The 13815-nt window shown below is 60.2% G+C and carries 14 protein-coding genes; 10 read left to right on the forward strand and 4 right to left on the reverse strand.

Annotation, left to right across the window (positions count from 1 at the left end; all coding sequences use genetic code 11):
• Positions 1 to 70 precede the first annotated feature (70 nt).
• On the reverse strand, positions 71 to 346 hold the full coding sequence (locus HBO41_RS22085) for a hypothetical protein (protein WP_017136432.1): 276 nt from the start codon (positions 344 to 346) through the stop codon (positions 71 to 73).
• 407 nt (positions 347 to 753) lie between these two features.
• Here HBO41_RS22085 and HBO41_RS22090 point away from each other — a divergent pair, with 407 nt between their 5' ends.
• Together HBO41_RS22090 and HBO41_RS22095 are read left to right on the forward strand one after the other, a co-directional pair.
• Entirely contained in the window at positions 754 to 1203 is a 450-nt protein-coding gene (locus tag HBO41_RS22090) for a hypothetical protein (protein ID WP_050547738.1), read from the forward strand.
• Between the two features lie 132 nt (positions 1204 to 1335).
• Entirely contained in the window at positions 1336 to 2355 is a 1020-nt protein-coding gene (locus HBO41_RS22095) for an ABC transporter substrate-binding protein (protein ID WP_017136434.1), read from the forward strand.
• 118 nt (positions 2356 to 2473) lie between these two features.
• On the opposite strand, the gene HBO41_RS22100 is transcribed toward HBO41_RS22095, so the two are convergent.
• Positions 2474 to 4600 carry a TonB-dependent siderophore receptor gene (locus HBO41_RS22100; RefSeq protein ID WP_169987727.1) on the reverse strand — a complete coding sequence of 709 codons (2127 nt, stop codon included), beginning with the start codon at positions 4598 to 4600 and terminating at the stop codon, positions 2474 to 2476.
• Between the two features lie 94 nt (positions 4601 to 4694).
• Positions 4695 to 5084, reverse strand: coding sequence for a DUF2946 domain-containing protein (locus tag HBO41_RS22105; RefSeq protein ID WP_169987729.1), 390 nt, complete (start codon positions 5082 to 5084; stop codon positions 4695 to 4697).
• A 92-nt stretch (positions 5085 to 5176) separates the two neighbouring features.
• On the opposite strand from HBO41_RS22105, the gene HBO41_RS22110 reads away from it, so the two are divergent.
• From HBO41_RS22110 to HBO41_RS22145, 8 genes are all read left to right on the forward strand, one after another.
• Positions 5177 to 5614 carry a DUF3995 domain-containing protein gene (locus HBO41_RS22110; protein ID WP_017134614.1) on the forward strand — a complete coding sequence of 146 codons (438 nt, stop codon included), beginning with the start codon at positions 5177 to 5179 and terminating at the stop codon, positions 5612 to 5614.
• Between the two features lie 131 nt (positions 5615 to 5745).
• A complete protein-coding gene (locus HBO41_RS22115) occupies positions 5746 to 7146 on the forward strand; it encodes an amidase (protein WP_169987824.1) in 1401 nt (466 codons plus the stop codon).
• 224 nt (positions 7147 to 7370) lie between these two features.
• On the forward strand, positions 7371 to 8129 hold the full coding sequence (locus tag HBO41_RS22120) for a DeoR/GlpR family DNA-binding transcription regulator (protein ID WP_017134612.1): 759 nt from the start codon (positions 7371 to 7373) through the stop codon (positions 8127 to 8129).
• Positions 8107 to 9387 (forward strand): M20 family metallo-hydrolase, encoded by a 1281-nt coding sequence (locus HBO41_RS22125; RefSeq protein WP_169987731.1) that lies wholly within the window; start codon positions 8107 to 8109, stop codon positions 9385 to 9387. Before HBO41_RS22120 ends, HBO41_RS22125 begins: the two co-directional genes overlap by 23 nt.
• An 8-nt stretch (positions 9388 to 9395) precedes the next feature.
• The gene (locus HBO41_RS22130; protein ID WP_017134610.1) at positions 9396 to 10352 is read left to right on the forward strand and encodes a phosphotransferase family protein; all 957 of its coding nucleotides are present in this window, start codon (positions 9396 to 9398) and stop codon (positions 10350 to 10352) included.
• The gene (locus HBO41_RS22135; protein ID WP_099550118.1) at positions 10349 to 11284 is read left to right on the forward strand and encodes a choline kinase family protein; all 936 of its coding nucleotides are present in this window, start codon (positions 10349 to 10351) and stop codon (positions 11282 to 11284) included. Before HBO41_RS22130 ends, HBO41_RS22135 begins: the two co-directional genes overlap by 4 nt.
• 133 nt (positions 11285 to 11417) lie before the next feature.
• Positions 11418 to 11669: a hypothetical protein gene (locus HBO41_RS22140; protein ID WP_065931763.1), complete on the forward strand. Its 252-nt coding sequence runs from the start codon at positions 11418 to 11420 to the stop codon at positions 11667 to 11669.
• Complete coding sequence (locus HBO41_RS22145) at positions 11669 to 13201, forward strand: sodium:solute symporter (protein ID WP_169987733.1); 1533 nt, start codon at positions 11669 to 11671, stop codon at positions 13199 to 13201. Before HBO41_RS22140 ends, HBO41_RS22145 begins: the two co-directional genes overlap by 1 nt.
• Before the next feature lie 56 nt (positions 13202 to 13257).
• On the opposite strand, the gene HBO41_RS22150 is transcribed toward HBO41_RS22145, so the two are convergent.
• Positions 13258 to 13641 carry a hypothetical protein gene (locus tag HBO41_RS22150; RefSeq protein WP_099550116.1) on the reverse strand — a complete coding sequence of 128 codons (384 nt, stop codon included), beginning with the start codon at positions 13639 to 13641 and terminating at the stop codon, positions 13258 to 13260.
• Positions 13642 to 13815 lie beyond the last annotated feature (174 nt).

Genomic DNA, 13815 nt, shown 5'->3' on the forward strand with positions numbered 1-13815 from the left:
GACACGCAAGGGGCAAACTTCAATGGACGGGCCAGTATGGCAGTTGTTGAAGGGCGACGGCGCAGTAAAGTCAGGCGGGTGACGAAACGATCGCAGCGTGAACCGCTTGCAGGTTGGCTTCAAGTTGTTGGGCCAATTCGCAAGCCTTGGAATGCGTGCTGCGAAAGCCTTTGATCCTGCCGCTGGTCACTTCAAGGATATGAAAGAAATTGCGTCCGGCCGGTACCACTTGGTAAAGAACGTAATTGGAGTACCCGTTGGGGTTATGTAAGCAGTAGTATTGGCGCTCGTCTGGACATGATGAACGAGTGCGCGATGACATAACGGCGTGTTGACGTGGTTGCATGCTCAGCTCCTGTCGATCGACCTTGTGGACTTACCAGCAGCGTTTCGAGTGGTTTTGAACCGGGTTGCTGTTTTAGTATTGTCGTCGGCAGCCGATGCCTGGTTCCATTCCGGGTGTTATGTAATGTGTAGGCTGTCGGAAATCGCGTTTTTAACCGGGTTATTCTCTGAAGTGGGTCGGTCCGAGTTCTCGGGCTGCTGAACCTGTGATTTGCTGTGTCGCCTGATGACCTTGCATAAGGTCCATCGTGCATCTGTGTACTAGTCTTATGGCGTGGCAGCAGGTTTCTTCAGTTTTTTTACGAATGTGTGATCGAGCCGTAACGGCCGTTTTTTTGTGCTGTCCGCTCTGGCGGTCAGCGCCTTTTTTGATGTGGGGGCGTTTCCTTGGCAGTCAGTAATCTGGATATGCACGCGTTATTCGTGCTGGGTGATTTGCGCGCAAAGTTGGTCAAGCAGTTTCAATCCCGTTTCGTTTACATCACTGAACAGACGCCGGAAGGCATTTACATCGCCGAGATCGATACTGAATCGGCGCTGGTCGTGGATGACAAACCGCGCCTGGAACTCAAGGTCGGCGACCATTTTCGTGCCGCCGTGTTGCCGAGCCGTGAAGGCGGCAAGTTCGAACTGAAGTTTCGCGACATCAAGTTGACGGTGTATGGCTTGGGCGATTACGCCTTTGTTTCGTCGACCGAAGGCCAGGGCATCGTGTTCAAGGAAGGCCACAGCGTGATGCTGGTGTTTGCCGCCAATGAACAATTGCAGGAAGGCTTGACCAAAACCCTCAAGGCCGTGACCGGCAAGGCCGCCAAGTGGCGCAAGGGTGAACTGGTGACGTTCAAGGCCAGTGAGTAACTGCTAAACGCCAGGTGTATTCTTGCGCCTCCGGAACCTCTACTACAGTTGAGTTGACTTAACTATTCAGAGGCTTCGCGCATCCGCAGCAAAGCCGCCCGCTATGGCTGTGAAAATGCGAGGTGCAAAGGCATGAAAGGATTGAGAACCCTGGTGGTTGCGGCTGCGGCTGCGGCGTTGACGACCATGAGTCTGTCGTTGCCGGTATCGGCTGCGCAAACGCCGGTGCACTTTGCCGACCTGAACTGGGAAAGCGGTAGCCTGATCACCGAAGTGCTGCGCTTTATTGTCGAAAAGGGCTATGACCTGCCCACTGATACGTTGCCCGGTACCACCATTACGCTGGAAACCGCCCTGGCGAAAAACGATATCCAGGTGATCGGCGAAGAATGGGCCGGCCGCAGCCCGGTGTGGATCAAGGCCGAAGCCGAAGGCAAAGTCATCGGCCTGGGCGATACGGTCAAAGGCGCCACCGAAGGTTGGTGGGTGCCGGAATACGTGGTCAAGGGCGACCCGGCCAAAGGCCTCAAGCCGCTGGCGCCGGACCTCAAGACCGTGCAGGACCTGGCGCGTTACAAGGACGTGTTCAAAGACCCGGAGTCGCCCGGCAAAGGGCGTTTTCTTAACAGCCCGATCGGCTGGACCTCGGAAGTGGTCAACGCGCAGAAGCTCAAGGCGTATGGCCTGAACGACAGCTATGTGAACTTTCGCAGCGGCTCGGGTGCGGCGCTGGATGCGGAGATCGCGTCGTCGATCCGTCGTGGCAAGCCGGTGCTGTTCTACTACTGGTCGCCAACGCCCTTGATGGGCCGTTACAAGCTGATCCAGCTGGAAGAACCGCCATTTGACGCCGATGCCTGGAAGACCCTGACCGATGCAGACAACCCCAACCCACGGCCGACGCGCTCGTTGGCGTCCAAGCTGAGCATCGGTGTGTCGACACCGTTCCAGCAAGCGCAGCCGCAGATTGCCGAGTTCTTTACCAAGGTGCAGTTTCCGATTGAGCCATTGAATAAAGCCTTGGCGGCGATGAGCGAAAATCACACGGCGCCGCGTGACGTGGCGCAAGTGTTCCTCAAGGAACACCCTGAAGTGTGGAAGGCGTGGTTGACGCCGCAGGTGGCGCAGAAGGTTGAGGCGAGCCTGAAGTAACCTCCAATGTGGGAGCCGGGCTTGCCCGCGATGGCGGCGTGACAGTCAACTTATACAGGACTGACACACCGCCATCGCGGGCAAGCCCGGCTCCCACATTTGGTTCTCTATTCCAGGTTTAGAATCGGGTTTGTACCGCCAACTCAAACGTCCGTGGCGCGCCCAAATAGTAAGCCGGCGACACATGCGCAAACTCTGCATACACCTCATTAGTCAGGTTACGTACCCGCCCGGTCACCGAGGTATGTGAATCCACTTTGTAACGCAGGAACGTGCCGAATAGCGTGTAGGCCGGGACCGTCTGGGTATTGGCATTATCGGCATACACCTGGGCCACATACCGCGCATCCACACCGCCTTGCCAGTCCTCGGCAACGTCATACGTCAGCCATACGTTGCCCACGCGCTTGGGCACGTTGGTGGGCGTATTGCCCTTGCGCGATACCACTGCGCCGCTGGCGATTTTCTCGTTGAAGTCATCGTACTCGGCGTCCACCCAGGCAAAGTTGCCTTCGGCCAGCAGCCGTGGCGTGATGCGTAACGAACTGGCCAACTCGATGCCCTTGGAGGTCTGCGCACCCACCGGAATGCTGTTGTTCGGGTCCAGCGGGTCGGTGACGGCAAAGTCCTTGCGCTCGATCCTGTAGGCGGCGACGGTGGCCGAACCGCGACCGTCGAGGTAGTCGAACTTGCTGCCGACTTCCCACTGTTTGCCGGTCGACACGTCGAACACTTGAGTGGTGGTGGAAGGTTGCTCCGCTGCGGTGCTGTATTGCACATACACATTGGCCGATGGGATGAACTGATACGTCAGGCCTACGCGGCCGGTGACCGGCTCCCAACTGCGCTTGAAGTGCCGTGGGTTGGTGGCGGTGATCACGCGATGGTTAGTCACATCCAGGTCGATGGCGTCGTAACGCAGTCCTGTGAGCAGCGAGAGTTTATCAGTGAGGCCCAAGCGGTTTTCCACAAACAAGGCTTTGGTGGTGACCTCGTTGGTCTTGTCTTTGATAAAACCTGGCTTGGTGCCCGGAATATCGTAGAAGTGCCCGGGGTTGTAGGCGTTCGGGTCCACCGTGCTGTTACCTGGCACATTCAGCGGGTTGTTGGTGGTGCTGTTGACCTTGTACTCGAAGCCGCCGGACCAGGTGGTTGACAGGCCGAACACACTGTCGTCATGGCGCAGCTCGAACTGGTTGCCGTGCTGTTCGCCCTGATGGCGTACCTGGTAGGCGGTCGAGCGGTTCACCGCGCTGTTGTCGGCGTTGTACTGGTAGGTTTCCAGGTTGCGGTAGTCACGCTGGCTGTCCAGGTGATACAGCGTGTTTTTCAGTGTGGTGCTGTCGTTGATCCGGTAGTCGATGATCGAACGCATCCAGATCGTGCGTTGCTCGTAACGACCATCGGCGACGTTGTAGTTGTTGAAGCGGTTGTGCTTGTCGATTTTCAACTCACCAGCCTTGGGGTTGAGCACCGGCGTGCCCCAATACGGGCTGTCCTCATGTTCATCCTGGTATTCCAGGGCCAGGGTGTGGGACAGGTTGGGGGTGAGGTCACTGAGCAAGGAGAACGCCATACTCCAGGCATCGCGCTGGTCGCGGTCGATGTAACTGTGGTTGGTGTTGCGGCTGACATCCAGGCGCGCGTAGTGCTGCACCTCGGCGCCGGGTTCGGTCAGGGCATGGTTGAGGCCAAAGGCCATGCCGGCAGTGTCGTAGCTGCCATAGCTGAGCTGGCCTTCGGCGGCTTGTTCCTCACGGGTGGCCAGCTTGGTCACGTAGTTCAGCGAGCCGCCCACTGAGCCGGCGCCGTTGATCAGGGAGGAGGGGCCGCCGACCAGCTCAACCCGGTCATAGATCCACGCATCCACCGGCCGCGCCAGGCCGGTGGCGACGTTGATGCCGTTGAACATCTGGGTGATCTGGCTGCTGGTAAAACCACGATAGGACACAAACCCGCCAAACCCCGGCGGCGCACTGGCGTTGACGCCGGGCAAGGTGTTGGCCGCATCGCGGAAGGTCTTGGCGCCATGGCGCTCAATGTCGTTGCGGTTGGCAATGGCCACCGACGCCGGGGTTTCGCGCACGCTTAAACCCAGGCGTGACGCCGTGCCGCTGGATTGGTCCAGGGCCAGGCCCGGTTCGCTGGTTTGTTCGCCATCAATGGTGGTGGGGGCCAGCTCGAGCGCCCAGCCACAGACAGGCAGGCAGCCGAACAGGCCCGCCAACAAGGGTAAATGTTTCATGGTTGAATCCTGAAAATCTTGGCTTGAAAACAACGCACAGTCCTCCGCAGTCCTAAAGGGAGCGGTGGTCGATGCAGATCAGAAAGCGCAGGGATCAGGCGAAAACGGGAGGCGCACGCGGGTTGGCCGTGGGCCAGGTGAAGCGGGCAGGAATATCAGCGGCAAGCACCACCGCTGGCGGCGGCGCGTGCGGTTGGGGCAACACCGCCACATTGAGGCTGGAACTGAGTGCCGGGCCCATGCCGCCGGTCGAACACAACGGGCAGCCGAACGCCTTGGACAGCGTTGGCAGCTTCTCGTCGGTGGAGTTGTTCTGTGCCGGCGCCTGGGTGCGCGGGTCTACCGTACAAAACTGGCCGCCGATGCCGTTGAGCTGCATGCCCAGCATCTGCCCATGTCCAATACTGCACGCGAACACATTGAACAGGACGCAGCAATACAGCATCCAGGCAATGAGTGAGCGGTCGGCACGGGCGATTTTCATGGGGCGGCACTTTACCATCAGCCGCCGACGAAATGCCTACAAAAAATCTCAGGCCGACTATCCTCATTCGCACATTTAAGGGAGCGCCTGCCATGAGCTTTTTCGTCGCACGCTGGATCGTCGCGATTTTTACCTGCATCAGCATGGTGCATCTGTACTGGGCCGCCGGCGGCAAGCTCGGCAGCCTGGCCGCCATCCCCGAATTGCCCGGCGAGTTCGCCCAGGGGCCACGGCCTGCGTTCAAACCGTCGGCACTGGGCACGTTTCTGGTGGCGATGGGCTTGGTGGCGATTGCGTTGCTGGTGTGCCTGCGGGCCGGGTTGTATTTTTCGCCGGTGTCCCACGGCGCGCTGCAATGGGGCATCAGTGCGATTGCCTTGGTGATGTTCGCCAGGGCGATTGGCGATTCGGAACTGGTGGGTTTTTTCAAGAAAGTGAGCGGGTCACGATTTGCCCGTTTGGACACCTATTTTTATTCACCCTTGTGCCTGGTATTGGGCGCGGGTTTATTGATCGTGGCGTGGAACTGATAACAAAGCACACAAAAACCACATAGCCAACAAAACCCACTTGACACGCCCCCAGGCTCGGGCGTTTATTGACGTACCCACCGGACTCATGTGCAGACGGCCCAGGATACTCAATGAACACAGACCTCTTGATGCCCACTGTGATCGACGCTGCCGAGGCCATTCGCGCGGGCACGCTGTCTGCGGTACACCTGGTCGAGCAAAGCCTGCACGCAATCGAAACCCACAATCCCACACTCAATGCGTTTGGCGACGTGTACGCCGACTCGGCATTGGCGCAAGCGCAGATGCTGACCGAAGAAGCCCGGGCAGGGCAGTTGCGTGGCCCGCTGCACGGCGTGCCTTTTGGTATCAAGGACCTGTTTTCCACCGCCGGCCTGCGCACCACCCGAGGCTCGTTGACCGGCCTTGAGCATGTGCCCAGCCAGGATGCGCCGATCATTCGCCGCCTCAAGGACGCCGGTGCAATCATCCTCGGCAAAACCGCCACCACTGAATTCGGCTGGACCGGCGCCAGTACCTCGCGTGTGTTCGGCAACGGGCGCAATCCCTGGAACCCACAGCTCACCAGCGGTGGTTCCAGCTCCGGCTCGGCGATTGCCGTGGCGGCACGCATGGCGCCGGGCACGCTGGGTTCCGATGGCGGTGGGTCGGTGCGCATTCCGGCGGCGTTCTGCGGGGCGTTCGCCATGAAAGGCTCCCTGGGCCGCATTCCGACCTGGCCTTGGTCTGCCACCGAAATGCTCAGCCATGCCGGGCCGATCACGCGCACGGTGCGCGACAGCGCTTTGTTGTTCGACATCCTTTCCGGGCCGGATCCGTTGGATCATCAGGCCTTGCCCGCATTGACCGAATCCTGCCTGGCGCGCTGCGACCAGCCACTGGGGCCGCTGCGGGTGGCGTATTGCCCGACATTGTTCAACACCCCGGTCGACCCGGTCATTGCCGCTAGCGTCGAAGCCGCCGTGTACAACCTGGCGGAACGCTTGCCGGTCACCGTGACCACCTTGACGCTGGACTGGCAGGACCCACTCGCCACATTCGAAACCTTGTGGGTCGGCGGACGCGGCATTGCCTACGGCAAAGCCCTGGCGGATCGCCTCGACCAACTGGACCCAGGCTTTGCCGCGCTGATCCAGCGCGCGGGCGATTACGACCTCGGTGACTACCTCAAGGCCGTGCAACAACGGGCGCACTTCGCCAACCAGGTGCACGCGCTGTTCAACGACTATGACGTGTTGCTGCTGCCCACCCTGCCAACCCTGCCGTTCGCCGCCGACCAGGTTGCGCCCGACGGCTGGCCGGGCGCGGACGGCGCGGTGCCCTGGGCACGTTGGACGCCCTTTACCTACCCGTTCAATATCACCGGCAACCCCGCTGCGAGCCTGCCTTGCGGCTTCAGCCCGAGCGGCTTGCCGATTGGGTTGCAAGTGGTCGGCCCGCGCTTTGCCGACGCCCAGGTGTTGCAGTTCTGCGCCGCAGTAGAAGCCATTGCGCCTTGGGACCAGCACCTGCCGCCGCTGTTGTTGTAGTGCCTGATTGCCCCGTGGAGCCGGCTCGTTAGAGGCCTGCCCTGGACAGATCCTTTTGTAGTGTTTCTGCCCTTTCACACCCCGATGAGTGAGAGGTAAACGTGACCCGATCAACCGCCGTCAATCGTCCTTTGCCCCCCGCCGGACCGGTGCACGCCGCGTACCGTGGTGGGCGCAAAGCGCGCGATACTGGCGGCTCGAATTTGCCTTGGAATGCTCCCTTTATGCTCAATCAGCCACGTCTCGACGAAATCATGCTCATGCTCACCCAACATCAGCGCGTCAAGGCGTCGGACCTGGCGCAAGCGCTGTTCGTCAGCGAAGAAACCATTCGCCGCGACTTCAAATACCTGGAGGAGGCCGGCAAGTTGCGTCGCATCCATGGCGGCGCGATCTTGCCCAGGCTGAACGAAGAACAACCGCTGCAAGTGCGCACCCGCATCAAGGCCCAGGCCAAGACCCGCATGGCAGTCTGTGCTGCCAAACTGGTCAGCGAGGGCATGGTGCTGTTTCTCGATACCGGCACCTCGACCCTGGCCCTGGCCCAGCAATTGATTGGTTTCAGCCAACTGCGCATCATCACCAACTCGCTGGACATCGCGCAGTTGATCACCCAGCAAAGCAGTAATCAGGTGCTGGTGGTGCCCGGCGATGTGCGCCGTAATGACAATGCGCTGATCGGCGCCCACACCCTGGAATTTGTCCGGCAGTTTCACTACGACATCGCCTTCATGGGCATCGGCGCGGTGGACTTGCAGCTGGGCTTCATGGACTACCAGGAGCCCGAGGCGCTGCTGCGCCGCACCCTGACCCAACATTGCCTGCGCAGCGTCATCCTCGCGGACGACGCCAAGTTCGGCCATCGCACGTTCATCAACACTCTGCCGTTCAGCGCCATCACCACTTTGGTCACCAATCGCCCTCCGTCTGCGGAGTTTGCGACCTGCCTGGAGCACGCCCATGTCGACATCCTTTACCCCTGAGTGGCTGTCTCCCAGTGAGGCGGACGTCGAGGCCTTCGAGACGCTGTTTCGCGACAGCTCAGCCATCGGTGCGACACCGGCAGGTGGTTTGCACCGCCTGGCCGCATCGGCCGAAGACGGTGCGGTGCGCGACCTGTTCAGCGCGTGGCTGCGTGAACGCGGTTTCGAAGTGCACGTAGACGCCATCGGCAATCTGTTCGGGCTGATCACCTTCAACCCGGACGCCCCCTATGTGCTGTGCGGCTCGCACTTGGACAGCCAGCCCAGCGCGGGGCGTTTCGACGGTATCTATGGGGTGTTGGCCGGCGCAGTCGCCATCGCCAGCCTGGCGCGCCAACTGCACGAGCGCGGCGAAACCCCGGCGTGCAACCTGGCGGTGGTGAACTGGACCAACGAAGAAGGCGCGCGCTTTCAACCCAGCCTGATCGGCAGCAGCGTGTTTACCGGCGACCTGGCCCTGCACGAAGCCTGGGAATGCCGCGATGGCGACGGCATTCGCCTCAAGGATGCGCTGCAAGCGATCGGCTATCTGGGGGACGGCCTGGTTGAACTGGATGTGGCCGGTTATGTGGAAATCCACGTTGAACAAAGCGACGGTCTGGAAAGCCAAGGCCTGGACATCGGCGTAGTGCGTGAAACCTGGGCGGCGCTCAAGCAGCGTATCCGTTTCGACGGCGAACAGAACCACACCGGCCCAACCCCGATGGCCGCCCGCAAAGATGCCTTGCTCGCGGCGGCGCATGCGATAACCACCGTGCGCGCCGAAGCGGACGTGCACGGGCTGCAGTTTCACAGCTCGGTAGGGCGCCTGGAAATTTACCCCAACTCGCCGAACGTGGTGCCCTCGCGCGTCACCTTGCATGTGGAATACCGCTCGCCGGACACGGCATTGCTGGCGGTTGCCGGTTATCGGCTGGATGCCAGCCTCAAGGCCGTCGCTGCATCGACCGCCACCACATACGAAGTCGAAAGCCGCGCCCTGCGTGCGCCCATCGCGTTACACCATGGTTTTGCCGAATTGGCCTACGGCGTCGGTCAACAACTGGGGCTGGCGGTCGGCAACACTGTCACGGTTTCCGGCCACGACGCCATCAGCCTCGGCCGGCATTACCCGGCATGCCTGTTGTTCATTCCGAGCAGCAACGGCGTGTCCCATAACGAGGCGGAACTCACCCATGACCGCGACATGCGCACCGGCCTGCAGATGCTGACCGCGCTGCTGCATTGCGCCTGTACTTCCCCCAACGCTTACCGGTGAGGGATGACATGTCCAACTGTTCCTACGCACTGTCGCGCCTGATGGGCGCCCTGGAGTCCGCCGGCCTGTCTGCCCATGTCGAGGTCTCGGACGGCACTGCCGGTATCGCCTCGCCGATACGCCTGGCCACCGAGTGGACCGGCTTTCACCTCACGGCGCCCTGGGGCCAGTGCTACGCCAAAGTGCTGCACGACGATATGCGTGCGCTGATCGACATAGAGCGCACCGGCCGCGCCACCCAACTGGCGGCTGACTGTGACGTGACCCCCGGCGTGCGCCTGGTGGATGTGGCTGCCGGCGTGCTGCTGCTGGATGCCTTGCCGGCCCACGAGTGGCGTTGGGCACGGCTCGATGAGTTACTGCAACCCCAGCGCCTGCAAGCGCTGTGGGCCTTGAAGCGGCAGTTGCACGTCGGCACCTCACCGGGCTTCAACCGTTCGCCGTTGCAGGATATCCAGCACCTGCGTGAGCTGTGCAGCCGTGACGGCGTGGGCCTGCCCGCTGATCATGGGTGGATTGAAACCTGCATCGATCTGGCCTGGACCGCGCTGCAATTGAGCCCTGGCACCTGCGTGCCCTTGCACGGCGACGGGCTGGCGAGCAATGTGATGATCGGCCCCGGCGGCGCGCTGCAATTGATCGACTTCGACTACGCTGGTTGCTTTGACCCGTGGTACGACGTGGCCGTCAGCCTCAACGAGTTGTATGCCTTTGAAAGCCAGTGGCGTGACGGCATCAAGGCCTGGGCCGGTGAGTGTCGCGAGTGCGATTACGCCCGCTGCCGCCTCTATGCGCTGATCAATGATTGGTATTGGACGCTGTGGGGCTTGTGGGTCGGCGCGACCTCAACGCGGCCCCTGGAGTTCTCCAAGGTGGGGCAGTGGACCTTGCTGCGCTGCCGGCAGAGCTTGCAAGACCCGCGATTTGAAAGTTGGTTACGGCAGGTACAGGAGGGGCAGGCATGAAAGCAATGGGTGAGGCCTGTACGCCTCAAGAATGCCAACTGGAGGCGGCAGTGCGCGGCGTACGCGATTGGAGCGGTTCGGGCATTCGTTACGAGCCGGTCAGCGGCGGGATCTCCAACAGCAACTGGCGGGTCGAGGTCAGCGGGCTCAACACCGCCTACTTCTTCAAAGTGCCCGGCGCCGGCACCGAGATGTTTATCGACCGGCGCACCGCCCATGACGCCAGCGTCAAGGCCGCGCAAACCGGCTATGGTGCGCCGGTGTTTGCCTTCCTCGAAGAGTTTGGCGTTGAAGTTTTCGAGTTTATGGAAGGCTGGCGCGCCTCTTCGAATCAGGACTTTCTCGACCGCGATGTGCGCCATAACGCCCTGCATGCGCTGAAAGCGTTCAACGACCAGTCGCCGCTGTGCCAGACCAAAACCGTGTTCGACATGATTGCCGAGCATCAGCGCCAGGTCGAAGAACTGCAGGGCTGCACGCCCAGCGATGATGCCTGGCTGCGTCGCCAATGTGACCGGGCGCGTGGCGCGTTGCAAGCGTCGGGCATCGACCTGGCGCCGTGCATGAACGACACGCTGGCGGGTAATTTCATGCTCAATGACCGCCGCCAGATTCGCCTGGTGGACTTTGAGTACGCCTCCAATAACGACCGTCATTACGAGCTGGCGCTGTGGTTTGGCGAGATGTTCTTCACCGACGAAATGGAACTGGCGCTGATCGAAGATTATTTCGGCCAGGTCACCCCGCAACGGCTGGCGCGGATCAAGTTGCACAAGGCCCTGGCCGACATCAAATGGTCGACCTGGGCGATGGTCCAGCACGCGGTGTCGCAGTTGGATTTCGACTTCTACAAATACGGTGCCTGGAAGCACATGCGCGCACGTAGCGTGATCAATGATTCGCAATGGGAAACCTGGCTAAGACAGGCCTGAGCCTGCGCCAGCACAATAACGACGCGTCACCCTGTAGCTCCTTTGGCGCTGGTTTGCGCTGACGTTTCACTGCTTGATTTTTTGATTGATCACACAACAAACCGATCCAGAAATTCAAGGAGCACCCTCCATCATGAAACCCGCAAGCGCGTCACCCGCACGCCTGAGAAACCAGATCTTCGGCGGCTACTTTTTCCTGTTGTTGATGCTGGCGTTATTCCCGCCGTTTTATTTGAGCGTGAGTGGCAGTCGCGCCTTGGTGGTAGGCATCCCGCTGCCGATTTTCTATTGGATCGCCATTGCCGTACTCGCCGCCCTTGGGGTGTGGGGGTTGTATCTGGCCGAGCTCAAGGCCGGTGATATTCCTGACGAGGAGGGCGTGTGATGATCAGCACCAGCAGCGATGCCCACTTGTTCATTACCTTCGGTGTGATCGGCCTGTTCCTGGCCGGGATGATCGCCGTGCTCTATGCCACCAACCGCGAAAGCACCAGTTTTTCCGACTACGCCGTTGGCGGGCGCTCCTATGGGCCGTGGTATATCGCCATGTGCTACACCAACTCCTGGTGGCCGGGCTCGACCTTCACCGCGTTTTTTGCCCTGAGCGTCGGCGGCGCCCTGGGTTTCTACGGCATGGTCTATGCGACCCTGGGCGTGACCGCGATGTACCTGATGGCCAGCCGCGCCTGGACCTGGGGCAAACGCTTCAACCTGCGCACCCAGCCGGACCTGCTGGGCATGCGCTTCGACAGCCCGGCGGTAAAACGGGTCGCCTCGATTATCGGCATCATCTCGGTGTTTCCATGGGTGGTGATGGGCATCCAGGCCCTGGCGATGCTGTTCCAGTTCGCCAGCTTCGGCCGTTGGGGCGTCACCACCTGCCTGTTTGCAGGCGTGGCGGTGGTACTGATCCGTCAGTACTGGACCGTGAGCATGGGCATGCGCGGGTTGATCATGACCGACATGTTCCAGGGCCTGATCGCCTACGTGGTGTGCGCCGGGGTCTGCGTGTTCCTGCTTTTCGGCGATCAGGCCGCGTTTTCCAACCTCGCGCAATTACCGGAAAAAATGCTGCAAATTCCCGGCGCCGCCGGCACCGGTTATGGCCCGATGTACATGTTCAGCCTGATCTTCACCGGCGTGATCGGCTCGATGTGCTGGCCGATGAGCTTCCAGCGCATCTACACCGCCAGCGGCGTGCGCGCGGTGAAAAAGGGCACACTGTATACCATGCTGCTGGTGGGCGGGTTCTACGGCATCCTCATGCTGTTCGCCGCCGCCATCAGCCAGGATCCCAACGTGCTGGCCCACCCGCAACAAGGCTGGTTCCTCTCGCTGTTCGACATTGGCGGGCCATGGCTGCTGGCGCTGGCCATCGTCATCGTACTGGCCGCCAGCATCGGCCACGTCGACGGCTGCGTGCAGGTCTGCGGCACCCAGTTTGCCAACGACCTGGCCACCTGGAACACCCCACGCACCGACCGCCAACTCACCTTACTGGCCAAGGCCGGCATGGTGGTGTTTATCGTCGCCGCCTCGGTGCTGGCCTACCTGACCTTTGATTATTCGCGCCTGCAATTACTGGCGCAGATCTCCTACCAGGGCATCATTCAACTGGCCGTGCCGCTGTTCTTCGGCATTTTCAGTCGCCGTGGCAACAAACAGGGCGCGATTGCCGGCATGTTGGCGGGGATTATGGTGGCGATTGTACTGACCACGCTGTACCCGGATGACATTCCAGCGCTTGGGTCGTTGACCAGCGGGATTGTGGGGCTGGTGGTGAATGCTGCGATTTTTGTGGTGTGCGCGCTGATGATCAAGCCGAGCGCGGTGGAGCAAGCGCGGGTGGAGGGGTTGTTTGAGATGGCCGCGAGTGGGCGTGGGGTGCAGGTGGGGGCTGCGCCGGTTATGAGTTGAAAATGGATCGGGGCTGCGGGTTGTGGCCCCGGTTTGAGCGTTTGACTTAGGTGGACTCAAATATGTGTTGGGTAAAGTTGAATTGCGGTAGCGCTGAGTTCAACAAATCCTGATTTCTGAGGTATGGGACCATCCAACTCAATTAGGATTATTGAATCACCGAGCTTTAATGCTACACATCCTTCTTCGTCAGCTTGGACCAGCTCGGCGGTTATTTGGATGAGGCTGTTCTCCATTTTGATTTTTGAAGATTTTTCAGCGGTTGGCTTCACGTTTATATTCCATGAGAAAGCCTCCTCAAAATCAAACTCAACGTCGATAATTTCACCGATTTTTGGCGCAGTATCGCTCCATAGTGCAGTGCCATCTCCGAAGGATGAATGGAATTTTACGTGCAATACGTTCAGATAGGAAAATGTATCGATCACTACAATTTTCATGTTTTTTCCGAGTGGGAGATTGCCGGTTTTCGTGTGAGTGTTTTGGTAATGATTCGATTTTCTTGCATTCGGCATCAACCCTGTCTGTTTAGCACTGTAGTCGTTTGCAATTACGATAAAAATGGGTTCGTCATAAAAATAAAGCTGTTACTGGCGCTGTTTGCAGCTTGGTTG

This window comes from Pseudomonas sp. WS 5146, assembly GCF_012985495.1.
GTDB classification, from domain to species: Bacteria; Pseudomonadota; Gammaproteobacteria; order Pseudomonadales; family Pseudomonadaceae; genus Aquipseudomonas; species Aquipseudomonas edaphica.